Source organism: Flavobacterium sp. CECT 9288 (assembly GCF_918731615.1).
In the GTDB taxonomy this organism is placed as follows: Bacteria; Bacteroidota; Bacteroidia; order Flavobacteriales; family Flavobacteriaceae; genus Flavobacterium.
Map to the genome: position 1 here is coordinate 886,273 of NZ_OU957226.1, position 26,407 is coordinate 912,679.

A 26,407-nucleotide genomic window follows, 5' to 3' on the forward strand; every position below is an offset into this window, starting at 1 on the left:
ATGGGCAAAAAAAGCCCATAAAGGATGCCGCGTCAATCCCTCACGCAAATCCCGTAAGCGTACTTCGTTTAACTTTCAAAGCACAATTCGTAAGAGATCAATACTCGCTGTTCTTTAAAACATAAAACTACTCTTTTTTACTATTTTTGCCAAAAAATAATCCCTCATGATCGATTTAAAATATCTCGAGTTTCTTGAAAATATCCTCACAGATAATCGCAAAGAGAAATTCCTTAAAGTATTGCAAAACAGAACCAAACATTTTACCATAGCTGTTGAAGATGTGTTCCAGATGCACAATACGAGTGCTGTTATGCGCAGTTGCGAGGTTTTTGGTATTCAAGAACTGAACGTAATTGAACAGCGTTACGGAAAAAGTATCGATAAAGAAATTGCCATGGGAGCCCAAAAATGGGTTGACATTAACACGTTTGATAGTGTAACAACTTGTGTTGACACTTTAAAGAATAAAGGGTATCAAATCATTGCTACCACGCCACACGACAACGATTGTTTGATGGAAGATTTTGATATATCTAAACCAAGCGCCTTATTTTTTGGCACCGAACGCGACGGTTTGTCTGAGGAAATCTTGCAACGTGCTGATGGTTTTTTAAAAATCCCCATGGTGGGTTTCACCGAAAGTTTGAATATCTCCGTTTCGGCAGCAATCATCATTCAAAACCTAACCAATAGATTGCGAAGTTCTACTATTGATTGGCACTTAACCGAGAACGAAATCCTAGAAAAACGTTTGGCTTGGGCCAAAAATTCTATTAAAGATATTAAAAGAATTGAAAAACGGTATTTTGAAGAGAATCCTCGGGTATGAAATAAAAAAACCATTTCAACAGCTTGCTATTGAAATGGTTTTTAGTAATATATCTGTATAATTTGAATAAAGTATGTTTCTAACAAGGATTAAATATCTTTCTCAAAATACAAATGAATGTATATCGCAGCTCCAAAATTTGTTGAAGTTGAGGTTGTAAACCTGTATCCTTTGGCGGAGTACTCATCTAGTTTTTCTTGAATTTCTTTTTTTGAGTCATTAGCAATGTGCTTTGAATCAAGTGTTAACTTAGAGTAATAAATCAAACTTTCTACTTTGTATTCTTTCATAATAGTGGTTGGTAATTAAATAGATTTTTATTTTAATGTAAAAATAGCAGAATAAAACTATAAAAAAAAACATTTCTTATTAGTTACTAAGGTCTTTAGTTACTAAAAAGGCGTTTTATCTATTACTCAAAAGAGAAAATTAAAAATTTGTTTCGCTCTCAAGTTGTATGTCTTTGATGTCGTTTGGATTCATTTTATAGCGGTAAACCCCTTTGTTCCCAATTGCAAATAAGGTGTTGTCTCGAATAATTACATCAAAACAATTTTTGTCGATTGAGTGAACCAAAACCGGTTCTACCGGATTTTCGATATTAAATATTTTGAGAACATCGTCGCAAACTACTAGGTATTTTGCCGTATAAAAACCAATTCCTTTGGGTTGCATGAGATTCCGACTGTGAATTAATTTTGGATTTGTAAGATCCTTCGTGTCGTAAACTTGCAAAACGTTAATATTATTGCCACAGGTAGTATTTGAGTTCAAAGTTACATAGGAATGTGTGCTATTGGCAATGACAGGGTCGCAAGCGGTAAAGTGTCGTACACTTGATAATTTGGTTGGGTTTTCAGGATTGCTAATAGAATAAATAAACATTCCATTTCTGGAACCAATAAATAAGTTGTCTCCATAAGAGAACAGCGTTTCGATGTCAAAGCCAATAGGAATATCGTTCACTTTAACAGGTTTTTCGCCGTCTATTAACGAAAATACATTTAATTTCATATGGTCTACACTATATAGATAATTGCCTTTTAGAGCAAAAACAGCGAGTGAACCGCCTTGTCCGATGCTATCGTTTGATGCGCTATCACTGTTAGAACAACCGATTGTAACTATCAATAGGAAGAAGAATATAATTTTTTTCATGATTATTTTTTTAAATTCCAGTCAATTATAATTTCATTGTCTTTTGTGTAGCCAAATGTCCCGTTTGGTGCTTGCTTTTGCGGAAAAACATTTTTATTTCGGTTGGTAACCTTAAAAATTTTTGTCGTTGGATCGAACGTGGCGGTGACTAAATCTACAGCTTGATTAATGTACACCGTATTGCCTTTGATGGCTAGATCAGTGGCTCCTGGCGCCTTTATAAAATAGAGTCGTTCAGGTTTACTTGGATTTGAGTAATCGTAAACATGAAAACCTTTGTTGACATCATTAATAAACATTAAATCTCCTTTAATGTAAATTTTTCCTGATTTAACAATGGGTTGTGTGTTTTGAAAAACGATCGAAGTTTCTAGGGCGCTCCGAGAGATAATGACAGGTTGGTATTCTTGTCTCGGAAAGTCATTGGGATCGGTTGTTGGCCAGCAGGAAACAAACAAAATTGAACCCAGCAATAGAAGTACTGTTTTTTTCATAGTCAAATGTTTCCTTAAAGATAACTAAAGGTTTTTTTGGTTGCGTTACCTTTTGGTTAAATTTAGGTTCATAAGGAATTAGCAATCAGAAATCTATTGGTTTAATTCAAGGAGGTTTTCTAAAAAAGCGATTTTTTCTTTTTCTTCCCACAGTTTGGTGTAAACAAGTAAGTTCAAAAATTCGGTTTTACTGGCACCAAACAGAAAAATAGTATCTAATTTCTTGTCATTGTATTTCCAAATAATATAACCAAGTGTTGCATTTTCCTTGATTTTCGACACCTTAATTTTTTGTTCTTTAAAGTTGTTAGTTTGGGTTATTTTTTGTGAAGATTTCTTTTACGCCTCCTTTTGTGACCACAATCGAATTGTAATTGCCATTTTTGTCCGCTAAAAATTCTACTGTTCTGTCATTGTCATCTGATCTAAAAAATTTTGTTTTTGATTCAGGGATAAGCTCTAGTTCCATACTATTGTAATAAAGTTTGGTACCCATTTTTATGATTTCAATTGTACCAAATTGCCCTGTGTAATGCTTATAATTAGATAGGTTTGCCTTTATTTTTTTGTGTTTGTAGGGTAGTGAAACCTCTTTTTGAAAAACCAGAGCCGAAAGTCCGTAGGCAATGATATGTGAAAGAGATTCATTGTTGGAAAGCAAAGTGACCAAAAGGCGATCTTTTGTAAACCGATTGAAGGATGTCATAGCACCAAAAAAGCCACCGTCATGCGCAATCAGTTCATGACCGTGATTGTAAAATGGGTTGATTACAAAACCATATCCCCAATTTTGTGTATTGTAGGGTGTGAACATTAGTTGTTTCATTTTTTCGGATAAAAGGCTTGTGCCGTAAAGCGCTTTGTCCCAAAGAGCCAAATCATCAACAGTTGAGTATACGCCATCATGTCCATAATTGATGTCCCAATTGATGTAAGGGTTACTAATGTAGCGGTCCTGTTCTTTGATATAATTTTTTGCTTTGTTAGGAATTAATGCGTCATTCCTAATTACACCAGAGTTGTACATACCTGCTTTTTCAAATACATGTTTTTGAAGATAGGTGCTGTACTTTTCGCCAGAAACAGATTCTATAATTTTAGCTAACAAATAATAGCCAATATTGCTGTAGGCTGTGTTTGTGCCGGGTTCAAATTCATAGGGCATTTTTTTAATTTCGTTGTAGGCTGAATCAGCAGACATGGTACTTGTTGCAATATTTTTGAAACCCATGGCTAGTCCAGAAGAATGAGACAATAGCATGTGTACGGTAACCTGATTTGCTTTGGGGTAGTCAGGTATGAAACGACTTAGAGGATCATTTAGAGATAATTTTCCTTCCTGCACCAATTGAAGGATTGCCGCCGCAGTAAATTGTTTAGTAACCGATGCCAATTGAAATTTAGTGTCGATCGTGTTTTTAATTTTTTGTTCGTAATCGGCAAATCCATATGCTTTTTTGAAAAGTACAGTATCGTTTTTTGATACTAAAACAGTACCGCTAAAGTTATTAATTTCAAGCTGTGCTTGCATGTATTTTTCAATAGCTGCGGATGTGTTTTTTTGACAAAAAAGAACCGTTGGCAGAATTGTGAATAGGAGCAGTGAGAGACTTATACTAGTTTGATTTCTATTTTTCATGATCCGTTTTACAGTTGATGATTACTTTAGTTAATAGTTGGTCCAGATGAACTATTTCATTTTCAGACAATCCGGCTAGAGCATCTGTTCTGTTTTTTTGAATAGTGGGAGTGAGTATAGCAATGGTTTCAATTCCTTTTTTTGTGATTTCAAGATTGAATTTGCGTCTGTCCGTCTCATGAATTTTCCGACTGATGTAGTCCTTTTTTACCATCAAATCAATAATTCTTGTTATAGAAGCATTGTCTTTAAAAATCATTTCTGCTACTTCTTTTTGGGAATACTGAGGATTTTTGTGAAGAATTATGAGCACCAAACATTGGTCAACGGTGATATCATGTACAATGGAGCTTATATTTTTTTGAGCCATTTTTCGGTATTCTTTTATTGTTTGCTCTAAGGAGTAAAGCACCGTGCCAGTGGGGTTTTTGTTTTTCATTTTTTATTATTTGATACAAATATAATTGATATATCAAATAATTGATTAATTTTTTTGAAAAATATTTATTTTTTGAAATTTTAAATGGGCTCACGCACATATGTTTTTATAATAAATTGATTGGCTGGTTTGAAACGTGTTCTGAAACCGCTAGCAATTGTAAGTTGGAGTAGGCTGTCCCAATCGAAAACTTAGCTTTGGAAAACTTTCAAAACATTTCTTCTGTAGTATATCGCCTGGGAAAGAAAACCAATTGAAGTTAAAATTTTATTCTTTCTTTTATATTTAAATTCAATGATTTCAAGAGTACACACAAGAATAAAAACCAACGAGATTACCAATAGATGGGCTGTACAGTTTTTAAATGTTAATTGATTGAAGTGTATTTTAAATTCTACTACTTCACATTCTTTAAATGTAGATGAAATACAGCTTCTTTTTTAACATTTTGTTATTATAAAAAATGTTTAAAGCCAGAGACATTTGCGCTGCATTCACTAAAAATGTATTTGATTTTAGGAATATTTTGAGCAGCTAGAAAGTAAAACCGTAGAACCAGTAATAGGAACATTGGTCAATTTTACCAATATGAAATGCGAAGCATTCACGAACACCATTTAAAATCAATAAAAACTTGTGAGTAATCGCGTAAACACACGAGGAATCAAGCAAGCCAACAAACACGTTTTGATGGCAGCATTGACCTATACTCTTAAGAAATACTTGAAGTTTATCACCAAAAAAGCAAAAACAAAAGCCGGAGTTGTAAGTGAAATACAAGCAAAAGCACCAACTTATCTAAAAACAGCTTTCATAGACTTGAATACCGACTTTTTAAGGCTTTTTATTTTTACAAACTACAACCTAAAACCAAAAATAAACCTCGCTTAAATATCCTTAAACGAGGTTGTTTTTTATACTTATTTTGAAATTTTACTTTTTGAAGAGAGTTGCGCAACAGCTACGTGTGTTGGTGGCTGGTTGATTTGTCGAAATTACAATTTTAACGCAAAACTTTCACGCTTCTACCGTTAAAATTCAATTAAGGATTCGTCAATTTCGGCGTCTTATTTTCTTTTCAACCGCTTAATTTTCTAGCTATAAATTTCGAAAAAAAATTCACGCTTCTGCCGTCAAGTTATAATTTTAACGCTTCGTTTTTCAAAAATATGATTTTATATTTTAGTATTCCGTTCAGATTTTCAGGCGTCTGCTTTATAAATTTCTTGCGTAAACAAATGCTTGTTTTCTCATCGATTTTAATCTGCGTAATTTCGGCACGACTAGCCACCAACGGCCAAGTATTGCTGCAGGTGGGGTTTTAGTATTCCGTCCAGCCTGTTGCTGCAGCTAAATTAAAATTATTTTGTTGAATTTTTGTACAATAGTTGATGTTTGCTTGTCCAGCCCCACTTGCTGCAATACCATGTTGGTGGCAGGCCTTGTTGGAAATATTTCCTCACTATTCAAGTTAATCCTCTCCTGTTTTATATGTGAAAACTAACTTATTTGAATCTAAAAAAACAATCGCCATGTCAAACGTGCTTTCAGTAATCGAATTGAAACTGTATTGAGCGCTTTTCCAAGGGTTCCCATATGAATTTGTAAAACATCTACATTCGTCTTTATTTATGAACGAGAGTATATGATTCAGAAAATATATTGCTTTGTCCCTTGTCATACTTTCACATATTGTAAATGCTAAATCAAAATTTAGAGTATTTAAAAGCAATTCTTTGCAATCTTCATAAGATAATTTATTCCAATTCTCATTCAAAGGATTTAATTTCTCGTTCGTACAAATAGTGTCAAGTAAATTAAAAATATCAGACTCTGTTTTTATGTTGCTATTACTGATTTCAAGTACAAAAGAACCGCCTTCAAAAAAGCTGTCCATACCAGATGATTTATATAACTCTGTTTTATTCACTTTAGAAATAGTAAGGTCTCTATAGGCTTGCCACCAACGTCCCCGCGCTACAAGTAGTTTGGGACTAAATTAAGCCCTATTTTCGGATTTGCCAAATCTTCCAAATACAAAACCAATTTCAAATTAAGCCTAATACCCAAATTGCTTGTAGCGTGTGTGCTTGTTGCACAACTCGAACAAATATATCAAAAAAAACTTGCAAAAAAGTAAAAGAAATTATATTTTTAACTATGCAAGGAAGAAAAGAACTCACGCCAAAAATGCTCTATCAAGTTCATTTACAGGACCTGATTCCTGAGCATAATTTTTATCGATTGCTTGATACAGCTATCGATTTTCATTTTTTATATAAAGCTACTGCAAAGTATTATGGAGACGAAGGACAGGAGAGTATTGATCCTGTTGTGTTTTTCAAAATCTGTTTGGTTGGCTATTTAAACAACTTAAATTCGGACAGGAAACTCATCGAGTATTGCTCAAATTGTTTAGATGTTCGCCTTTTTATTCGATATGACATTGATGAGGCTTTACCTTGGCACAGCACCATTAGTCGCACGCGTGGGTTGTATGGTGAAGAAGTGTTTTTAAGTTTGTTTAAAGCCGTTTTAAAGCTATGTGTTTCCAAAGGTATGATTCGCGGCAAGCGTCAAGCCGTAGACAGCGTTTTTATCAAAGCCAATGCCTCTATGGATAGTTTGGTAGAGAAAGAAGTATTGGAAGATGCCAGTGCCTTTGTAGATGAATTAGAAGAAAACAGCGAATTTAAAACTACCAGCACCAGAAAGAAACTAGTAGAACAGCACCATAATTGGAAAAAAGAAGCTTACAAGAGCCAACCCAATCCCAACTTCAACATTGATAAAGTAGATGAACACGGCAATTCAATACGTCCGAGATTTGTATCGAATCATACGCATTATTCTCCCACAGATTTAGATGCTAGGGTAAGTGTAAAACCAGGAAAAGCAAGACAGTTAAACTATTTTGGACAAATAGCTGTAGACGATGCGCATCATGTAATAACAGGCGCCTGTTCTGATTTTGCAGACAAACGCGATAGTCAAATCGACGAAGGAGATTCATCGAATACCTATGAAAATAAAATTATAATGAGATAATGTGTGCAAAAAATAGTAGAATTAACAGAGGAAAACCTAAATGAAAACGGCATTGAATTAGAAGAACTTTTAGCCGATGGAGGCTACAGTAGTGGAGAAGCGTTAAAGTATTTGCACCAAAAAAACATCGATGCCTATATTCCAAACTTCGGACAGTACAAACCCGAGCGAGAAGGTTTTATTTTCAATAAAGAATTGAACCAATACGAATGCATCAAAGAAGGTTCCAACAAAGCCATTTTACTATTTAAAGGCGAAAAGAACGATAGCAAAAGCTACACCAAATACAGTTATCGAAGTAGTGAGCGCGATTGCAAAAACTGTCCACTACGAGAGCAATGCTGCGGAAAAAGCACTAAGTATAAAAAGATAGATCACAGCATCCACAAAGAACACTACGATCGCATGCACCAAAAACTAACTCAAAACGCACGCTATGCCAAGCAAATGGTGCGAGTGAGAAGTAAAACCGTAGAACCAGTCATAGGAACATTGGTCAATTTTACCAATATGAAATGCGAAGCATTCACGAACACCATTTAAAATCAATAAAAACTTGTGAGTAATCGCGTAAACACAAGAGGAATCAAGCAAGCCAACAAACACGTTTTGATGGCAGCATTGACCTATAATCTTAAGAAATACTTGAAGTTTATCACCAAAAAAACAAAAACAAAAGCCGGAGTTGTAAGTGAAATACAAGCAAAAGTACCAACTTCTCTAAAAATAGTTTTCATAGACTTGAATACCGACTTTTTAAGGCATTTTATTTTTACAAACTACAACCTAAAACCAAAAATAAACCTCGCTTAAAAATCCTTAAACGAGGTTGTTTTTTATCCTTATCTTGAAATTTTACTTTTTTAAGAGAGTTGCGCAACAGCTACGCCTGTTACCTGCTGTTTTTATTTTCGCTGTCAATGTATGTCTGTTTATATTCTACTGTTATTGGTCCTTCATTTTTCTCGCAGTTAAACATAAACTTATCATCATGTCCGAATGAACCAACACCGTCTGCTTTAAATGTTTTTGGATTTGCGCCTTTTACAATTTTATTTTGAAAGTAAACATTTTCTTTATCTTTAATGTATTCAGAAGGACTTGCTGGCTCATCCATAAAATAAGCAATTACAATCTCTGCTGATTCATAATCTAATGCGTCAAGTCTTAAGTTTTTAAAATAATAGTATTGATTGTCTTTACCCCATATTTCGTTAAGTTGGACAAATGTTTTTGGGTTCACAGCATTGAGTTTTTCAAACTCATAGTAAACATTATTCTTGTCAAGTGTCCAATTATTGTCTTTAAGAACTTTAAATGTCTTTGGGTCTACATTTTTTATTCTACAGTCCGTTCCGCCAAATTGAAGTAAATAAACATTTTTTCTGTCCTTCCAATAATATTCTTTCACTTGCTCAAATGTTTTCGGGTCGGCATGTTCTAATATTGAAGCGTCTTTGTAAACATGATTTTTGTCTTTTCCTAAATGAATGTTTATGTCATTGTCTATGGTTTCAAATGTTTCAGCGTCTGCGCCTTTTACTAGTGCGTTTTCTCTTGTCCAATTGCCACCATGTATCCATTTGAAGTAAATCTTACCATCCTTTTCTTCATAACCTGAGTGACATGAAGTCAAAGAAATAGTAAATATTAATAGAATGAATAGATATTTAGGTGAATATTTCATTTGCAATAGTTTTACTTTAGATGTACGGTTTTTGTGTTATAAAATAGCAGGTAACGTTCCCTTGCTACAAGTGGTTTGGGGTTAAATTAAGCCTTATTTTCGGATTTGCCTAAACATCCCAAATACAAAACCATTTCCAAATTAAACCAATTGCCCAAATCACTAGTAGCAAGTGTGCTTGTTGCACAACTCGAACAAATATATCAAAAAAAACTTGCAAAAAAGTAAAAGAAATTATATTTTTAACTATGCAAGGAAGAAAAGAACTCACGCCAAAAATGCTCTATCAAGTTCATTTACAGGACCTGATTCCTGAGCATAATTTTTATCGATTGCTTGATACAGCTATCGATTTTCATTTTTTATATAAAGCTACTGCAAAGTATTATGGAGACGAAGGACAGGAGAGTATTGATCCTGTTGTGTTTTTCAAAATCTGTTTGGTTGGCTATTTAAACAACTTAAATTCGGACAGGAAACTCATCGAGTATTGCTCAAATTGTTTAGATGTTCGCCTTTTTATTCGATATGACATTGATGAGGCTTTACCTTGGCACAGCACCATTAGTCGCACGCGTGGGTTGTATGGTGAAGAAGTGTTTTTAAGTTTGTTTAAAGCCGTTTTAAAGCTATGTGTTTCTAAAGGTATGATTCGCGGTAAACGTCAAGCAGTAGACAGCGTTTTTATCAAAGCCAATGCCTCTATGGATAGTTTGGTAGAGAAAGAAGTATTAGAAGACGCCAGTGCCTTTGTAGATGAATTAGAAGAAAACAGCGAATTTAAAACTACCAGCACCAGAAAGAAACTAGTAGAACAGCACCATAATTGGAAAAAAGAAGCTTACAAGAGCCAACCCAATCCCAACTTCAACATTGATAAAGTAGATTAACACGGCAATTCAATACGTCCGAGATTTGTATCGAATCATACGCATTATTCTCCCACAGATTCTGATGCTAGGGTAAGTGTAAAACCTGGCAAAGCAAGGCAGTTAAACTATTTTGGCCAAATCGCTGTAGACGATGCGCATCATGTAATAACAGGCGCCTGTTCTGATTTTGCAGACAAACGCGATAGTCAGTGCGTGCAAAAAATAGTAGAATTAACAGAGGAAAATCTAAATGAAAATGGCATTGAATTAGAAGAACTTTTAGCCGATGGAGGTTATAGTAGTGGAGAAGCGTTAAAATATTTGCACCAAAAAAACATCGATGCCTATATTCCAAACTTCGGACAGTACAAACCCGAGCGAGAAGGTTTTATTTTCAACAAAGAGCTGAACCAATATGAATGCATCAAAGAAGGTTCCAACAAAGCTATTTTACTCTTTAAAGGCGAAAAGAACGATAGCAAAAGCTACACCAAAAACAGCTATCGAAGTAGTGAGCGCGATTGCAAAAACTGTCCACTACGAGAGCAATGCTGCGGAAAAAGCACTAAGTATAAAAAGATAGATCACAGCATCCACAAAGAACACTACGATCGCATGCACCAAAAACTAACTCAAAACGCACGCTATGCCAAGCAAATGGTGCGAGTGAGAAGTAAAACTGTAGAACCAGTCATAGGAACATTGGTCAATTTTACCAATATGAAATGCGAAGCATTCACGAACACCATTTAAAATCAATAAAAACTTGTGAGTAATCGCGTAAACACACGAGGAATCAAGCAAGCCAACAAACACGTTTTGATGGCAGCTTTAACCTATAATCTTAAGAAATACTTGAAGTTTATCACCAAAAAAACAAAAATAAAGTCCGGAGTTGTAAGTGAAATACAAGCAAAAGTATCAACTTCTTTAAAAACAGCTTTCATAGACTTGAAAACCGACTTTTTAAGGCATTTTATGTTTACAAACTACAACCTAAAACCAAAAATAAACCTCGCTTAAATATCCTTAAACGAGGTTGTTTTTTATACTTATTTTGAAATTTTACTTTTTTTAGAGAGTTGCGCAACAGCTACGTGTGTTGTGCGTAGTGTTTTCTATTTAGTTTTTTTGTTTATGATTTATTGAAGTTTTGTAACACACATAACTTTGGAAAATTATTAAAAGAATTTGAAAAATTAATAATGAATTTAAAAAGAAACCAAATTCATTTCCTTTGTGTTCGACTGCTCCGCCACTTAATGGTGGATATTCAGTTTTTCCTGCGATTTCAGAGATTGAATTTATAAAAGATATTATTTGAGTAATAAGTATAATGGCAAAGATATTAACAGTCAAAAAAAATAAATTTGCTGTGAGATTTTTAAAATTTCTTCTCAACATTCGTATAAAATATATTGAGTAGAATATTAAAAAAGTGAATAATACGAAAAAATGAACTTTCGCAATTACGAAGTAAGTATCATGCACATTTATGTCAATTGTAGCGTCACTTAAACAATCAATTCCTAAAAAAGTAATATTAAAAATCAGAATAAAGAGCATTGTTCCAATTAGCCAGTAGATTTCTTTTCTGTTTAAATTCATATAGTTTTCTGTTTTTTTTTGGGTAACATTACGCACAACGTTCCGCAGCTACACGAGGTGCAAGGCTTCGTGACTGCATATTTTCTATTTAAGTAAAAAGTTCAATGCGAAACGGCAATTCCAATAAATCCTTGCATCTTGTGTAACTGCTGTTGTATGCTGTACTTTTATTCCCTGGGTATTGCTATTTCGTTTTCTTTGATAAATAATAGACCATCAAAAACTTTTAACCACTTTCCGTTTTGATTTTTGTGTCCTAACATGATGCTATTAAATTTTTCTTCTAATTTTTTAGGATTATTTTTATTTATTTTATTAAAATCTATAAAGCCAAAATTATATTTTTGTTTGTCTAATTCAAATTCTAAAGATTCTTTTGGTGATATAATTTTTGTTTCTTCAATGCCTTTAAGATTATAAGGCATTTTTGAAAAACCTTTAGATGAAGTAGTTGCTATACTATATACTTTTTCAGAATATTTTTTCTTAACATGTTCGCCGAAAACCTTTAATTTAGAATACATATTTGGGTCACCGTCCGCATAAGTCACTTCGCTTAGGTTTGTTGCTCCATGAAAGTTGGCAAGCCAAACTATAATTTTAGCCTTTGGATTTCTTTCTTTAAAGTAGATTAAATTCCTTGCCATTTGATGGTCTCTAGTATTAACATAATAGGCTGTTTCTTCATCTTCATTACTAAAAGTATTAGGATTGAAATTCATCTTAACATGAGTAATAAGATTTTCTACCATTTGTGTGAAAAAGTTATCTTGGAAATGAATAAGTTCATTTTCTTTAATAAAATTTTCTAATTGTAATGTGATATGATCAAATTCTTCAATTGATAATTTTGATTTATTTGTGTTGATTTTTTCGAAAATTGGAGCTAATTTCAGCCATTCTTTTTTATTTAAAATTGCCCATTTACTTTTTTCTAGTTCATTTTTGATAAAACTAATGTTTATCATCGCAGTAATATTTTCGTAAGGTTCTATTCCTGCAAATGAAATTTTACTATTTTTAATAAAACTTTCAAAAGATATTAATTGTTTGGCTGGATTCCATGGATTCCAGAAGTTATACCATTCATTTTCAAAATTGTCAGGTAAATTATTTTTTAAAACACTTCGTCCATTAATAAATTCCATTTGAAGGAAATCCATGCCTTCCATAGCAATTGTATTAAACCCTTTTTCTTCAACCAAATATTTAACAATTTGAGTTTTTACTTCAAACGTTTTTCCTTCACCATGAGCTGCTTCACCAAGAAGTATTATTTCTTTGTTGGCAATGTATTGATCTAGTTTTTTAAAATTAGTGGGAATTCCATTTTCAGATTTTAATTCTGTCATTTTATCGGAGAGTTCCGTGGTTATTTTTTTACTGCATGAGATGTGAAAAATTGCAATAAACAGGATAGATATTTTTTTCATTTCGTTTTTTAGTATAGCATACAACGTTCCCGCGCTACAAGCGGTTTGGGACTAAATTAGCGCTATTTTTCGGATTAGCCAAAATTCCCAAATACAAAACCATTTTCCCGTCAAGACAAATGCCCAAATCGCTTGTAGCGTGTGTGCTTGTTGCACAACTCGAACAAATATATCAAAAAAAACTTGCAAAAAAGTAAAAGAAATTGTATTTTTAACTATGCAAGGAAGAAAAGAACTCACGCCAAAAATGCTCTATCAAGTTCATTTACAGGACCTGATTCCTGAGCATAATTTTTATCGATTGCTTGATACAGCTATTGATTTTCATTTTTTATATAAAGCTACTGCAAAGTATTATGGAGACGAAGGACAGGAGAGCATTGATCCCGTTGTGTTTTTCAAAATCTGTTTGGTTGGCTATTTAAACAACATAAATTCGGACAGGAAACTCATCGAATATTGCTCAAATTGTTTAGATGTTCGCCTTTTTATTCGGTATGACATTGATGAGGCTTTACCTTGGCACAGCACCATTAGTCGCACGCGTCAGTTGTATGGTGAAGAAGTGTTTTTAAGTTTGTTTAAAGCCGTTTTAAAACTATGTGTTTCCAAAGGTATGATTCGCGGCAAGCGTCAAGCCGTAGACAGCGTTTTTATCAAAGCCAATGCCTCTATGGATAGTTTGGTAGAGAAAGAAGTATTGGAAGATGCCAGTGCCTTTGTAGATGAATTAGAAGAAAACAGCGAATTTAAAACTACCAGCACCAGAAAGAAATTAGTAGAACAACACCACAATTGGAAAAAAGAAGCTTATAAGAGCCAACCCAATCCCAACTTCAACATTGATAAAGTAGATGAACACGGCAATTCAATACGTCCGAGATTTGTATCGAATCACACCCATTATTCTCCCACAGATTTAGATGCTAGGGTAAGTGTAAAACCAGGAAAAGCAAGACAGTTAAACTATTTTGGACAAATAGCTGTAGACGATGCGCATCATGTAATAACAGGCGCCTGTTCTGATTTTGCAGACAAACGCGATAGTCAGTGTGTGGAAAAAATAGTAGAATTAACAGAGGAAAACCTAAATGAAAACGGCATTGAATTAGAAGAACTTTTAGCCGATGGAGGCTACAGTAGTGGAGAAGCGTTAAAATATTTGCACCAAAAAAACATCGATGCCTATATTCCCAACTTCGGACAGTACAAACCCGAGCGAGAAGGTTTTATTTTCAACAAAGAGCTGAACCAATACGAATGCATCAAAGAAGGTTCCAACAAAGCCATTTTACTATTTAAAGGCGAAAAGAACGATAGCAAAAGCTACACCAAATACAGTTATCGAAGTAGTGAGCGCGATTGCAAAAACTGTCCACTACGAGAGCAATGCTGCGGAAAAAGCACTAAGTATAAAAAGATAGATCACAGCATCCACAAAGAACACTACGATCGCATGCACCAAAAACTAACTCAAAACGCACGCTATGCCAAGCAAATGGTGCGAGTGAGAAGTAAAACCGTAGAACCAGTAATAGGAACGTTGGTCAATTTTACCAATATGAAGCGCCTAAACACACGAGGAATCAAGCAAGCCAACAAACACGTTTTAATGGCAGCATTAACCTATAATCTTAAGAAATACTTGAAGTTTATCACCAAAAAAACAAAAACAAAAGCCGGAGTTGTAAGTGAAATACAAGCAAAAGTACCAACTTCTCTAAAAATAGCTTTCATAGACTTGAAAACCGACTTTTTAAGGCATTTTATTTTTACAAACTACAACCTAAAACCAAAAATAAACCTCGCTTAAAAATCCTTAAACGAGGTTGTTTTTTATGCTTATTTTGAAATTTTACTTTTTTAAGAGAGTTGCGCAACAGCTACGTGTGTTACAGGCAGGTTATTTAGGCGGAATTATGTTTTTACTGTAAACTTTTCAAGTTTCTGTTTTCAGTTAGTTATTTTAATTATGAATTCGTTTTCAGCTTTTGTATTTTCAGTGTTGTAATCTGCGCATTCTTGTCCATCTCTAAATGAACAATTTGCAATTTTTATTGTGTCTACACCGACTTTTAATCCTTTAAATGTCATTTCAATTAAAGCGCCCGAACCAACATATCCTAATCGGGCATTTAAACTTTTAGAGTATTGTTCTTTTACTTTTTTTAATAATGTATTGTCCTTTTCATTTAGCCAACAATTTGAATAGCCTGTCGAACCATTTTCATAAAGTCGAATATGAAATTCTTGACCAACTTTAATTTCAAAAGAATCATTTTCTCCGCTTTCGTAATAATTTTCAAATTCACGATAGTAAAGTACTGATAAAACGAGAATAACAAATGCACCTAAAACCAATATTTTTTTCATAATTAGAACTCTGTTTTATTTACTTTTTTAGGATTCAGCAAAATTTGGCTTTTCTGCGCAATTTTGGTTCAACTTGCCACCAACGTTCTCGCGCTACACGTAGTTTGGGACTAAATTAAGCCCATTTTTCGGATTTGCCAAATTTGCCAAATACAAAACCAACTTCAAATTAAGCCTAATACCCAAATTGCTTGTAGCGTGTGTGCTTGTTGCACAACTCGAACAAATATATCAAAAAAAACTTGCAAAAAAGTAAAAGAAATTATATTTTTAACTATGCAAGGAAGAAAAGAACTCACGCCAAAAATGCTCTATCAAGTTCATTTACAGGACCTGATTCCTGAGCATAATTTTTATCGATTGCTTGATACAGCTATCGATTTTCATTTTTTATATAAATCTACTGCAAAGTATTATGGAGACGAAGGACAGGAGAGTATTGATCCTGTTGTGTTTTTCAAAATCTGTTTGGTTGGCTATTTAAACAACTTAAATTCGGACAGGAAACTCATCGAGTATTGCTCAAATTGTTTAGATGTTCGCCTTTTTATTCGATATGACATTGATGAGGCTTTACCTTGGCACAGCACCATTAGTCGCACGCGTGGGTTGTATGGTGAAGAAGTGTTTTTAAGTTTGTTTAAAGCCGTTTTAAAGCTATGTGTTTCCAAAGGTATGATTCGCGGCAAGCGTCAAGCCGTAGACAGCGTTTTTATCAAAGCCAATGCCTCTATGGATAGTTTGGTAGAGAAAGAAGTATTGGAAGATGCCAGTGCCTTTGTAGATGAATTAGAAGAAAACAGCGAATTTAAAACTACCAGCACCAGAAAGAAACTAGTAGAACAGCACCATAATTGGAAAAAAGAAGCTTACAAGAGCCAACCCAATCCCAACTTCAACATTGATAAAGTAGATGAACACGGCAATTCAATACGTCCGAGATTTGTATCGAATCATACGCATTATTCTCCCACAGATTTAGATGCTAGGGTAAGTGTAAAACCAGGAAAAGCAAGACAGTTAAACTATTTTGGACAAATAGCTGTAGACGATGCGCATCATGTAATAACAGGCGCCTGTTCTGATTTTGCAGACAAACGCGATAGTCAAATCGACGAAGGAGATTCATCGAATACCTATGAAAATAAAATTATAATGAGATAATGTGTGCAAAAAATAGTAGAATTAACAGAGGAAAACCTAAATGAAAACGGCATTGAATTAGAAGAACTTTTAGCCGATGGAGGCTACAGTAGTGGAGAAGCGTTAAAGTATTTGCACCAAAAAAACATCGATGCCTATATTCCAAACTTCGGACAGTACAAACCCGAGCGAGAAGGTTTTATTTTCAATAAAGAATTGAACCAATACGAATGCATCAAAGAAGGTTCCAACAAAGCCATTTTACTATTTAAAGGCGAAAAGAACGATAGCAAAAGCTACACCAAATACAGTTATCGAAGTAGTGAGCGCGATTGCAAAAACTGTCCACTACGAGAGCAATGCTGCGGAAAAAGCACTAAGTATAAAAAGATAGATCACAGCATCCACAAAGAACACTACGATCGCATGCACCAAAAACTAACTCAAAACGCACGCTATGCCAAGCAAATGGTGCGAGTGAGAAGTAAAACCGTAGAACCAGTCATAGGAACATTGGTCAATTTTACCAATATGAAATGCGAAGCATTCACGAACACCATTTAAAATCAATAAAAACTTGTGAGTAATCGCGTAAACACAAGAGGAATCAAGCAAGCCAACAAACACGTTTTGATGGCAGCATTGACCTATAATCTTAAGAAATACTTGAAGTTTATCACCAAAAAAACAAAAACAAAAGCCGGAGTTGTAAGTGAAATACAAGCAAAAGTACCAACTTCTTTAAAAACAGCTTTCATAGACTTGAAAACCGACTTTTTAAGGCATTTTATGTTTACAAACTACAACCTAAAACTAAAAATAAACCTCGCTTAAATATCCTTAAACGAGGTTGTTTTTTATCCTTATCTTGAAATTTTACTTTTTTTAGAGAGTTGCGCAACAGCTACGTGTGTTAGCGATAGTTTTTTCTGTTAATTGTTTTTACGCTTTTTCTTTTCCAATTTTTCAAAATTGAAATATGATTTTAGTTCTTGAATTAGTAACTTATTTATTTTCAGAATTTCTTCCAAACTAATCTCATTTTCTCTGATAAATGCCAAATCCTCAAGAATTAAATTTTGATTTTTCAATACGGAATGTTCGACCTTTAAGCCAATCCATTGTTTATCCTTAATTTCTCTTTTAACTGACTGTAGAGAATCAAATTTATCGTGAAAAGTTGTAATTGTGTAATAATGTTCCAATAATAAAAATACAGCAGTAAGTTTTGTATGCTCTTTTTTTGAAAGTTTGTCTCCAAATTCTAAAGATTTTTCGTCAAGATTTTTCAAATCAATTGCTTTTAAAGCATATTGAATTCTCTTAGTAGTAAAAAGAAGGTTTTGAAAATTCAATAAAATACCAAATGCGAATAGGGGATGGATTGTATTCTTATGCTTGTGATAATCCTCTTCGAATCGGTAAACTACTTTGTCAAAAGTTAAGCTTAAATCATCTAAATCATCAGCATTTTTAGGTTGTTTGTATGAAAAACGGTCGTAAGTAAGTAAATTAAAAACAATTCCTATTTTCTTTTTCACGTAAAGGTGAAACGCATATTTACTTTTGCTTTCTTCATATTTTTTTTGGGCAAAAGGAATTAGAACAGCGGAAATTAGAGACAGTACTGCAATAAAAAGAAACCAAATATTCCAATCAATTTTGTCACTTTCTTCAATAATTTTAACTTTTATTGGCTGTGCGATTTTTAAAGAATCTACTATTTTTTCTTTCATTTTATAACTTGATTTGAAATCGAATGTTCTTTAAAATTATCGCTAACGTTCCGGCGCTTGGCGAGGTTGCGAAGTTCGGAACCGATTATTTTCTATCAAAGATAAAATTTCTTGCGAAAAATAAACGTGAATTTACTACAAAATTCGCAATCTTGCCAAACGCCTGTTGGCAGTAGTTTTTTTATTCAATTTTCCAAGCAGTTGAAAGGTTAAAATCAAATTCGTCTCCAATATTTACTTTTTCCATCATAATTTCAGTTTCCGAATGATTTTTAGTTATAACCTTGACTTTAAAAAAAACATTTGACTCACTATTAATTTTGTATTTGTCGATAATTATTCCTGTTATGAACAAGTCTTTTGATTCATCGAATTTCCATTCTAAATTTCGATTGTCGCATGGATAATCAATGACACTGTTATTTTCACTAACGGGCATTTTTATGCTTAGAGTGTCTCCAATCTTAAATTTATTATAAATTTCAACTGCTTTTATTTTCTGATTTTTTTCACAGTCAATTATAGGTTTCCAATATTCCAAATATTTATTTACTTGAGATTGCAATTCTATATTTTCACCATTCAGATATCTATGATAAGAAGTCAAAATAATTGATGACATATCATCAAAATGATGAATTCCAAGTGAGTTGAAAAATTTAGTTATTTCTTCTGATTTTTTATTATGTCTCAATAAGTTATTTCGTAAATACATTCCGATTCCAAAATGATAATTTCTCGGTGTTGTTGTGTCCTTTTCTGTGATATTCTTAAAAATCTCAATTTCTTTAGAATCCCAATTTTTATTAAGATATTCAAATGAGAATTTTAGTTCTTTTGGTATATCTTCTTGTGCATTACAAGAGAATAAAGATAGTGTGATAAATAAGATTGATAAAGATCTAATAGTCATATTTTTGTTTTCGGTTTTTCGGTCATAAAATTACTGCCAACGTCCCCGCGCTACAAGCAGTTTGGGACTAAATTAAGCCCATTATTCGGATTTGCCAAATCTTCCAAATACAAAACCAATTTTTCCATTAAGCCAAATCCCCAAATTGCTTGTAGCGTGTGTTGGTGGCAGTAATTTTATTTATCAAGTTAGTTCGTTTAATAATTTCAGAAAATTATCTGGTGGAAATAATTGCAATTTTCCATCTTCCATTTTATATGGAATTTCAGTAAAAACTCTGTCATTATACCAAAAAACTTTATTGCTAAGTGAACCAGGACCTTCTACATTCATATTATAAATTGCAGGAAAAATTCCATTTATTGCTTTTACAACTTCTAAATTTTCAATTGGATATATTATTGCTGAATGTCTGTGCGGAATTCCAATTAACAAACCTTTACTTCCGGTTAGTTCTTTTCGATTTTCTAAATCATAAACTATATTTGGCGTAAAGAAATGGTCGGAATTTGCAAACCAAATGTCAAAAACATTAAAATTTTCTTTTGTTATTGTTAGTGGATATTTGTCTTTAATATTCTGCAATCCAATTTCAAAAAGTTCATCAATAGATTTCTCCCATTTTTTTATTTGTTCTGGTTTTATATTTGCTATGCTGTGCGGAAAATCAAATACAAGCATAGAATAAATATCTCCTTCAAACTCTTTTCCAATTGCGAACTCTTTTCCAACATAATCAATATATTCATCGTTGTATAATCTTACTCCGATATATTTTTTAACTTCCTCAAAGTTATCCGCAATTTTTTCAAATTCTATTTCAAATTTGTTTGCTTCTATCAATAAACTGAAGTGATCCTTAATTATATCCTTATAATTTTTTGGTTTGTCTTGTTTGCAATTTTGCGCAACATTGCTTAATCCTAAATTACTAAATCCTAATTCGTTTTCAGTTACAAGTATAGTTCCATCGGAAATTTCAATTTCAATATTTAGCTTTCTAAAATAATTTTCAATTTCATATATGAATGTAGAATATTCAGAATTTACAAAAAACGAAGCCCAATTTGGTATTTCTGTCTTGATGTTTTTCTTATTAAAAAATGAAAACATATTTTTTCTTTTTAGTTACGATTTTCTGGATTATTGCCACCAACTTGTATATAGGTCTGACAAAATCAGACATATCACACCTCTATTGGTTGGCTTTGTCTGACAAGAGTCAGGTTTTATTTAATTTCAAATATAATAAATTTCTCTTATAAATCATCAAACGGATTTTTATTTTGTTGTGTACTTTTCTTATGTATCTGCTTTTTAATCAGGAATCGTGAAGTAATATTTTTTTATAAATTAGGAATTTCTGTACTTGTTTTAAGGAGCTTCGTCTTTGTATATTGTCTCTTCAGTTATGGGTAATGTAAGTATAGCCCTGACAGCAGCGTAAAGCCTATGCGGGTTGAAAACCACTTTTTATAGCGCTGGCAGAGCGACCGCAGGAAGCTCCTGAAAGTGCCTAGAAAAAGGGTTTGAAACCAAATAGCTTGCAGCGTATGGCGGGAATAGCTCCCGAAAAAAAATGTGTATAAAAAAACTCCACTACTTGCGCAGCGGAGTTTTATGAATCTTTAAATAAAAGGTTTTAGTTCACTAATACCCATTGTCCTGAGGCGATTAAGCTTTCGGCTTTTTTGTATTTCATTTCTTGTGTTTGACCGTTGGCCACGTTTTGAATGGTTACGTTGTCATTGCGATTGATTTTTGGCATGTCGCGAGTGATGGTCTCTGTAACTTGACGTTGCTGTGTTTGCATGGCTTCTTGATTTGCACTTTCGCTGCTTACAATTTCATCTTTTGAAGTGGTGTAATCCTCAACGGGAGTTACATCAATGGCTTCTTGAATGCGTTGGTTTTCTTGTGCTGGCAAATCTCCTTTGAACAAGAATGAAATTACTTCTTTGTTTACATTATCAATCATGGCTCTAAACAAGTTAAAGGCCTCTAGTTTGTAAATTAGCAACGGATCTTTTTGCTCGTGTACGGCTAGTTGAACAGATTGTTTTAGTTCGTCCATTTTGCGCAAGTGTTTTTTCCAAGCTTCGTCTACAATGGCTAGTGTAATGTTTTTCTCAAAATCAGCAACTAGTTGTGCGCCTTGAGACTCGTAAGCCATTTTTAAGTCGGTAACAACGTTCAAAGATTTAATTCCATCCGTAAATGGAACTACGATGCGCTCAAACTGGTTGTTTTGATCTTCATAAACGCTTTTGATGATCGGGAACGCTTCACGGGCACTACGTGCTGTTTTTTCGGTATAATAATCTAATGTTGCTTTGTAGACTTTTCCGGTAAGATCCATTGGGTTCATTTTAGCGAACTCACTTTCGGTTACTGGTGATGTGATCGAGAAATAGCGTATTAATTCGAACTCAAAGTTCTTGAAATCATTTATTGCTTTATTTTGATCAATAATTAATTCGCAGGTGTCATAAAGCATGTTTGCAATATCAAGCTTTAAGCGTTCGCCAAACAAGGCGTGACGACGACGCTTGTAGACTACTTCACGCTGTGCATTCATTACATCATCATATTCTAACAAACGCTTACGTACTCCAAAGTTGTTTTCTTCTACTTTCTTTTGAGCGCGTTCTATAGATTTGGTCATCATAGAGTGCTGAATCACTTCGCCTTCTTGTAATCCCATGCGGTCCATTACTTTGGCTACACGTTCAGAACCAAACAAACGCATTAAGTTGTCCTCAAGCGAAACATAAAACTGAGAGCTTCCTGGATCACCTTGACGTCCTGCACGACCACGTAATTGACGGTCTACACGACGCGAGTCATGACGCTCTGTACCTACAATGGCAAGTCCGCCAGCAGCTTTTACCTCTGGAGATAATTTAATATCGGTACCACGACCAGCCATGTTTGTAGCAATGGTTACTACGCCTGGTTTTCCAGCTTCCTCCACAATTTGTGCTTCTTGTTTGTGCATTTTTGCATTCAAGACATTGTGTGCTACGCCACGCATTTTCAACATTCGGCTTAGTAATTCTGAAATTTCAACCGATGTTGTTCCAATAAGTACTGGTCTACCGGCTTTAGACAATTCGGTTACATCTTCAATAACAGCGTTGAATTTTTCACGAGTTGTTTTGTAGATGAAATCTTCTTTGTCTTTTCTAGAAATGCCTCTGTTAGTAGGGATTTCTACTACATCAAGCTTGTATATTTGCCATAACTCACCCGCTTCTGTAACTGCAGTTCCAGTCATTCCACCTAGCTTGTTGTACATTCTGAAATAATTTTGCAAAGTAACCGTTGCAAAAGTTTGTGTAGCTGCTTCGATTTTTACATTTTCTTTGGCTTCGATGGCTTGGTGCAATCCGTCAGAATAACGGCGACCGTCCATGATACGACCTGTTTGCTCGTCTACAATCATGATTTTGTTGTCCATGATTACATACTCTACATCTTTTTCGAATAAAGCGTAGGCTTTTAAAAGCTGTGTTAATGTATGGATACGCTCACTTTTGATCCCGAAGTCTTGAAATAATTTTTCTTTCTCTTCGGCTTCAAGGTCTTTCTCTAATTTTTTCTTTTCGATATTGGCAATTTCAGTTCCAATGTCTGGTAGGATAAAAAAGTCAGCATCTGTATCTCCAGAGAGGTACTGGATTCCATTATCTGTTAATTCTACCTGATTGTTTTTTTCTTCGATAACAAAATACAATGCCTCATCAATTTTGTGCATTTCTCTTTTGTTGTCTTGCATGTATTGATTTTCGGTTTTTTGAAGCAGTTGTTTGATACCTTCTTCACTCAAAAATTTAATCAATGCTTTATTCTTAGGTAAACTTCTGTAAGCTCTTAGCAATTGAAATCCACCATCTTTAGTGTTTCCTTCTTTGATTAGTTTTTTAGCTTCAGATAAGAATCCGTTTGCTAATTGACGTTGAAGACTTACTAGGTTTTCAATTTTTGGTTTTAATTCATTGAACTCGTGACGATCTCCTTGTGGAACTGGTCCAGAGATAATCAAAGGTGTTCTAGCATCATCAATCAATACGGAGTCGACCTCATCTACAATAGCGTAATTGTGTTTTCTTTGTACAAGGTCATCTGGAGAATGAGCCATGTTGTCTCTTAAATAATCAAAACCAAATTCATTATTGGTACCATACGTGATATCTGCATCGTAGGCTTTTTTACGACCTTCAGAGCTTGGCTGGTAATTGTCAATACATTCCACCGTCATACCGTGAAATTCAAACAATGGTGCTTTCCAAGTACTATCTCTTTTTGCAAGATAATCATTCACCGTTACAAGGTGAACTCCGTTTCCAGTCAAGGCATTTAAGTAAAGAGGCAATGTAGCTACTAATGTTTTTCCTTCACCGGTTTGCATTTCGGCAACTTTACCTTCGTGCAATACCATTCCACCTATTAGTTGCACGTCATAGTGAATCATGTCCCAGGTGATTTCTTTACCTGCAGCGCTCCAGGAATTAGCCCAGATAGCTTTGTCTCCGTCTAGCGTTATGTATGTTTTTGTGGCAGATAGTTCACGGTCTTTTGGGGTAGCAGTTACCTCAATTTGGGTGTTGTCTTTAAAACGTCTAGCTGTTTCTTTTACCACTGCAAAAGCCTCAGGAAGGATTTGCATTAATGTTTTTTCTGAAATTTCGTAAGCTTCTTTTTCAAGGGTGTCAATAGCCACGTAAATATCCTCTCTCTTGTCAATATCTACAATGTTTTCTACTTCTACCTTTAGAGCAGCAATTTTAGCGTCTTTGTCTGCGCGATCTTGTTTGATTTTTTCTTTAAAAAAAACAGTTCTACCTCTTAACTCATCATGTGATAAAGCTTTAAGGGGTTCCTCGAATGTTTTAATTTTAGTGAGATAGGGTTGTAGTGCTTTGACGTCTTTTTGAGACTTGTCGCCCACAAAAACCTTGATTATGCTGTTTATGAAACTCATGATATTTTTATATTTCTAATTGTGTATTTCTGTAAATTTAAACCAAAAAAAAGCCTCTTTTGAGACTTTTTAATTGGTTTGCTTTTTAATATTCATCCTCATTCCAAAGATAATCTTCGTCTGTGGGATAATCTGGCCATATTTCTTCCATTGATTCATATATTTCGCCTTCATCCTCAATAGATTGAAGGTTTTCTACTACTTCTAATGGAGCTCCAGCTCTAATAGCGTAGTCAATAAGTTCGTCTTTGTTAGCAGGCCATGGTGCATCACTTAAATACGATGCTAATTCTAATGTCCAATACATCTGTTGTCGATTTAGTTTTGTGCAAAAATAAATTTTTTACTGAAAAATACAAGTAAAAAACGATTTATTTTTAGTTAAAGTTAAGAACGTTTTTTTTAGTTTAAAGTTTCAGGTTTAAAGTTTGAAGTTTTTATGAAAAAATTGCGACTGTAAACTGAATATTACTTTCTAGGAATCCATTGAACTTCATCCGCTTTTAAGTCGTAGGACAACTTTCGTGCCAACACAAAAAGGTAGTCAGAAAGTCGGTTTAAGTACTTAATTGCGATTTCAACTACAGGTTCGTCATGACTTAAATGTACGGCTAGGCGCTCTGCTCTCCGGCATACACAGCGTGCGATATGACAATATGACACAGTGGTATGACCACCAGGCAATACAAAATGTGTCATTGGTGGGAGTGCTTCTTCCATAGCATCTATTTCATTTTCTAATAATTCTATATCCGTTTCAATAATGCCTAAGTTTTGCAAACGTAATTCACCGTTTTTCTTAACTTCTTTTTCTGGCGGCGTTGCAAGAATGGCACCTACCGTAAAAAGACGGTCTTGAATTTCAATTAAAATATCTTTGTAATGGGCATTCATGTCTTGGTCCCGAATAAGACCTATGTGAGAGTTCAATTCGTCAACAGTTCCGTAACTTTCTATACGAGCATGATCTTTGGCTACTCGTGTACCGCCAAAAAGGGCTGTAGTACCTTTATCGCCAGTTTTTGTATATACTTTCATTAATGATATCTTAGTTTTATAAAAAAAACAAATTTAAGCTATTAATTTTATTAATGCTGCAACAAATTGGTCTAATGAATTAGCACTTAAGTTAAAATATAAATCAGGTTCTATGCATTCTATTTCCATTAAATAAAGTTCCTCTTCAATGACAATTCCATCTACACGGGCATATAGTAAATCTTCTTGAAAAGTGTTAACTACTTTTTGTGCTTTTTGTATGAGTTCTGCTGATGGTTCTACCAGCGTATACTTTCCTCCGTAGAGTGATTGTACTCTAAAATCACCAGAAACGGGTTTTTTATTCACTGCATGAGAGAATTTCTTGTCAAAAAAAATGAATGATGTTTCACCCAATGTTTGAATCTCTGGCATGAATTCCTGAAGGAGTAATTCTTTATCTGCAGCTATAGATTGATATTGATTGTTTATAGCTTGAATTTGTGTTCGGTCAAACACTTCGGTGAGATAAGATCCTGCCGAAAAAGCGGGTTTTATGACTGCTATATTCCAGTGATTTGGGATAAGTTTTGCAAGATCCAGCTGTTGGGTTTTGTCAATAAATATAGTTTTAATGATGGGAATTCCCTTTTGCTCTAGCTCTTTTAAATAAAATTTATGGATGTTATTTTTTACCGTATCAATGGTGTTTAGTGTTTTAACGCCTAATTTTTTAATCTGGTCAAGCCAAAGTATAAACGCTTGTTCTTTTTCAAAATAGTCCCAAGTATTTCTAAATACCAAGCAGTCAAATTGAGACCAATTGATGCTAGCATCGTCCCAAACTGCAGCAACTGCCTGAATGTTATATTGTGCCAGTGCTGGAATTAGTTTTTGGTCCTCCAGATTTAAATCAGGAAGTTTTTCGCAGGTAAGTAAAGCGATTTTCATGTATGGGAAAGTTTATACGGTGCATTAAAAAGAAATTGAAATTATATTTTTCTACTCTAGATTAGCACTCGTAGGGGAATTTCTAATTCGTTTTACTGTAATTGAATTTAAGTTTTTTT

Annotated in this window: 30 protein-coding genes; 12 read left to right on the forward strand and 18 right to left on the reverse strand. The window is 34.0% G+C overall.

Translation table 11 applies throughout. The features are described 5' to 3' along the window. Positions 1 to 166 precede the first annotated feature (166 nt). Positions 167 to 832 carry an RNA methyltransferase gene (locus LQ189_RS04000; RefSeq protein ID WP_230154425.1) on the forward strand — a complete coding sequence of 222 codons (666 nt, stop codon included), beginning with the start codon at positions 167 to 169 and terminating at the stop codon, positions 830 to 832. A gap of 89 nt (positions 833 to 921) precedes the next feature. Here the strand turns inward: LQ189_RS04000 and LQ189_RS04005 are convergent, their stop codons facing one another. The 6 genes from LQ189_RS04005 to LQ189_RS04030 form a co-directional block, all read right to left on the reverse strand. Next, positions 922 to 1,122: a DUF4177 domain-containing protein gene (locus tag LQ189_RS04005; RefSeq protein ID WP_158729867.1), complete on the reverse strand. Its 201-nt coding sequence runs from the start codon at positions 1,120 to 1,122 to the stop codon at positions 922 to 924. A 139-nt stretch (positions 1,123 to 1,261) separates the two neighbouring features. Then, on the reverse strand, positions 1,262 to 1,990 hold the full coding sequence (locus LQ189_RS04010) for a hypothetical protein (protein ID WP_230154426.1): 729 nt from the start codon (positions 1,988 to 1,990) through the stop codon (positions 1,262 to 1,264). A gap of 2 nt (positions 1,991 to 1,992) precedes the next feature. Beyond that, complete coding sequence (locus tag LQ189_RS04015; RefSeq protein ID WP_230154427.1) at positions 1,993 to 2,484, reverse strand: hypothetical protein; 492 nt, start codon at positions 2,482 to 2,484, stop codon at positions 1,993 to 1,995. A gap of 93 nt (positions 2,485 to 2,577) precedes the next feature. Then, on the reverse strand, positions 2,578 to 2,766 hold the full coding sequence (locus tag LQ189_RS04020; RefSeq protein ID WP_230154428.1) for a hypothetical protein: 189 nt from the start codon (positions 2,764 to 2,766) through the stop codon (positions 2,578 to 2,580). Between the two features lie 25 nt (positions 2,767 to 2,791). Further along, a complete protein-coding gene (locus LQ189_RS04025) occupies positions 2,792 to 4,123 on the reverse strand; it encodes a serine hydrolase (protein ID WP_230154429.1) in 1,332 nt (443 codons plus the stop codon). Further along, positions 4,113 to 4,562: a MarR family winged helix-turn-helix transcriptional regulator gene (locus LQ189_RS04030; protein ID WP_230154430.1), complete on the reverse strand. Its 450-nt coding sequence runs from the start codon at positions 4,560 to 4,562 to the stop codon at positions 4,113 to 4,115. The genes LQ189_RS04025 and LQ189_RS04030 overlap by 11 nt, the downstream gene beginning before the upstream one ends. 636 nt (positions 4,563 to 5,198) lie before the next feature. Here LQ189_RS04030 and LQ189_RS04035 point away from each other — a divergent pair. Continuing rightward, positions 5,199 to 5,453 (forward strand): transposase, encoded by a 255-nt coding sequence (locus tag LQ189_RS04035; RefSeq protein WP_230154432.1) that lies wholly within the window; start codon positions 5,199 to 5,201, stop codon positions 5,451 to 5,453. 580 nt (positions 5,454 to 6,033) lie between these two features. Here LQ189_RS04035 and LQ189_RS04040 read toward each other — a convergent pair. Next, on the reverse strand, positions 6,034 to 6,492 hold the full coding sequence (locus LQ189_RS04040; protein ID WP_230154433.1) for a hypothetical protein: 459 nt from the start codon (positions 6,490 to 6,492) through the stop codon (positions 6,034 to 6,036). A 230-nt stretch (positions 6,493 to 6,722) separates the two neighbouring features. On the opposite strand from LQ189_RS04040, the gene LQ189_RS04045 reads away from it, so the two are divergent. From LQ189_RS04045 to LQ189_RS04055, 3 genes are read left to right on the forward strand one after another with little or no spacing between them, the layout of a single operon-like run. After that, positions 6,723 to 7,610: a transposase gene (locus LQ189_RS04045; RefSeq protein WP_230154435.1), complete on the forward strand. Its 888-nt coding sequence runs from the start codon at positions 6,723 to 6,725 to the stop codon at positions 7,608 to 7,610. Between the two features lie 3 nt (positions 7,611 to 7,613). Next, entirely contained in the window at positions 7,614 to 8,153 is a 540-nt protein-coding gene (locus tag LQ189_RS04050) for a transposase (RefSeq protein ID WP_230154442.1), read from the forward strand. A gap of 15 nt (positions 8,154 to 8,168) precedes the next feature. Further along, positions 8,169 to 8,423, forward strand: coding sequence for a transposase (locus LQ189_RS04055; RefSeq protein ID WP_230154443.1), 255 nt, complete (start codon positions 8,169 to 8,171; stop codon positions 8,421 to 8,423). Between the two features lie 79 nt (positions 8,424 to 8,502). Here the strand turns inward: LQ189_RS04055 and LQ189_RS04060 are convergent, their stop codons facing one another. Beyond that, positions 8,503 to 9,297 (reverse strand): DKNYY domain-containing protein, encoded by a 795-nt coding sequence (locus LQ189_RS04060; RefSeq protein WP_230154444.1) that lies wholly within the window; start codon positions 9,295 to 9,297, stop codon positions 8,503 to 8,505. Positions 9,298 to 9,545: 248 nt separating this feature from the next. Here LQ189_RS04060 and LQ189_RS04065 point away from each other — a divergent pair, with 248 nt between their 5' ends. The 3 genes from LQ189_RS04065 to LQ189_RS04075 all read left to right on the forward strand — a co-directional run bounded on the left by LQ189_RS04065 (position 9,546) and on the right by LQ189_RS04075 (position 11,192). Continuing rightward, entirely contained in the window at positions 9,546 to 10,187 is a 642-nt protein-coding gene (locus LQ189_RS04065) for a transposase (RefSeq protein ID WP_230154445.1), read from the forward strand. 195 nt (positions 10,188 to 10,382) lie between these two features. Beyond that, positions 10,383 to 10,922: a transposase gene (locus LQ189_RS04070; RefSeq protein ID WP_230154446.1), complete on the forward strand. Its 540-nt coding sequence runs from the start codon at positions 10,383 to 10,385 to the stop codon at positions 10,920 to 10,922. A gap of 15 nt (positions 10,923 to 10,937) precedes the next feature. Further along, entirely contained in the window at positions 10,938 to 11,192 is a 255-nt protein-coding gene (locus LQ189_RS04075) for a transposase (protein WP_230154448.1), read from the forward strand. Between the two features lie 99 nt (positions 11,193 to 11,291). Here LQ189_RS04075 and LQ189_RS04080 read toward each other — a convergent pair whose 3' ends face one another. Then, a complete protein-coding gene (locus LQ189_RS04080) occupies positions 11,292 to 11,777 on the reverse strand; it encodes a cbb3-type cytochrome c oxidase subunit I (RefSeq protein ID WP_230154452.1) in 486 nt (161 codons plus the stop codon). Positions 11,778 to 11,944: 167 nt separating this feature from the next. Continuing rightward, complete coding sequence (locus LQ189_RS04085; RefSeq protein WP_230154453.1) at positions 11,945 to 13,210, reverse strand: erythromycin esterase family protein; 1,266 nt, start codon at positions 13,208 to 13,210, stop codon at positions 11,945 to 11,947. A 217-nt stretch (positions 13,211 to 13,427) separates the two neighbouring features. On the opposite strand from LQ189_RS04085, the gene LQ189_RS04090 reads away from it, so the two are divergent. Continuing rightward, complete coding sequence (locus tag LQ189_RS04090; RefSeq protein ID WP_230154454.1) at positions 13,428 to 15,023, forward strand: IS1182 family transposase; 1,596 nt, start codon at positions 13,428 to 13,430, stop codon at positions 15,021 to 15,023. Positions 15,024 to 15,163: 140 nt separating this feature from the next. Here the strand turns inward: LQ189_RS04090 and LQ189_RS04095 are convergent, their stop codons facing one another. Next, entirely contained in the window at positions 15,164 to 15,583 is a 420-nt protein-coding gene (locus tag LQ189_RS04095; protein WP_230154455.1) for a protease inhibitor I42 family protein, read from the reverse strand. Between the two features lie 276 nt (positions 15,584 to 15,859). Between LQ189_RS04095 and LQ189_RS04100 the strand changes: the two genes are divergently transcribed. Genes LQ189_RS04100 through LQ189_RS04110 form a run of 3 tightly spaced genes read left to right on the forward strand, consistent with a single transcriptional unit; the run spans position 15,860 to position 17,560 of the window. Beyond that, positions 15,860 to 16,747 (forward strand): transposase, encoded by an 888-nt coding sequence (locus LQ189_RS04100; protein WP_230154456.1) that lies wholly within the window; start codon positions 15,860 to 15,862, stop codon positions 16,745 to 16,747. 3 nt (positions 16,748 to 16,750) lie between these two features. Then, positions 16,751 to 17,290, forward strand: a complete 540-nt coding sequence (locus tag LQ189_RS04105; RefSeq protein WP_230154442.1) for a transposase — start codon at positions 16,751 to 16,753, stop codon at positions 17,288 to 17,290. A gap of 15 nt (positions 17,291 to 17,305) precedes the next feature. After that, positions 17,306 to 17,560 carry a transposase gene (locus tag LQ189_RS04110; RefSeq protein ID WP_230154457.1) on the forward strand — a complete coding sequence of 85 codons (255 nt, stop codon included), beginning with the start codon at positions 17,306 to 17,308 and terminating at the stop codon, positions 17,558 to 17,560. Positions 17,561 to 17,658: 98 nt separating this feature from the next. On the opposite strand, the gene LQ189_RS04115 is transcribed toward LQ189_RS04110, so the two are convergent. From LQ189_RS04115 to LQ189_RS04145, 7 genes are all read right to left on the reverse strand, one after another. Continuing rightward, complete coding sequence (locus tag LQ189_RS04115; RefSeq protein WP_230154458.1) at positions 17,659 to 18,462, reverse strand: hypothetical protein; 804 nt, start codon at positions 18,460 to 18,462, stop codon at positions 17,659 to 17,661. 181 nt (positions 18,463 to 18,643) lie between these two features. Further along, positions 18,644 to 19,375, reverse strand: coding sequence for a DUF6794 domain-containing protein (locus tag LQ189_RS04120; protein ID WP_230154459.1), 732 nt, complete (start codon positions 19,373 to 19,375; stop codon positions 18,644 to 18,646). Positions 19,376 to 19,558: 183 nt separating this feature from the next. After that, positions 19,559 to 20,488, reverse strand: coding sequence for a hypothetical protein (locus LQ189_RS04125; protein WP_230154461.1), 930 nt, complete (start codon positions 20,486 to 20,488; stop codon positions 19,559 to 19,561). 529 nt (positions 20,489 to 21,017) lie between these two features. After that, complete coding sequence (gene secA / locus LQ189_RS04130; protein ID WP_230154463.1) at positions 21,018 to 24,359, reverse strand: preprotein translocase subunit SecA; 3,342 nt, start codon at positions 24,357 to 24,359, stop codon at positions 21,018 to 21,020. Between the two features lie 85 nt (positions 24,360 to 24,444). Further along, entirely contained in the window at positions 24,445 to 24,666 is a 222-nt protein-coding gene (locus LQ189_RS04135; RefSeq protein WP_007138072.1) for a DUF2795 domain-containing protein, read from the reverse strand. A 161-nt stretch (positions 24,667 to 24,827) separates the two neighbouring features. Beyond that, the gene (locus LQ189_RS04140; protein WP_086454012.1) at positions 24,828 to 25,397 is read right to left on the reverse strand and encodes a cob(I)yrinic acid a,c-diamide adenosyltransferase; all 570 of its coding nucleotides are present in this window, start codon (positions 25,395 to 25,397) and stop codon (positions 24,828 to 24,830) included. Between the two features lie 33 nt (positions 25,398 to 25,430). Beyond that, positions 25,431 to 26,288, reverse strand: a complete 858-nt coding sequence (locus tag LQ189_RS04145) for a RimK family alpha-L-glutamate ligase (RefSeq protein WP_230154465.1) — start codon at positions 26,286 to 26,288, stop codon at positions 25,431 to 25,433. Positions 26,289 to 26,407: the final 119 nt, after the last annotated feature.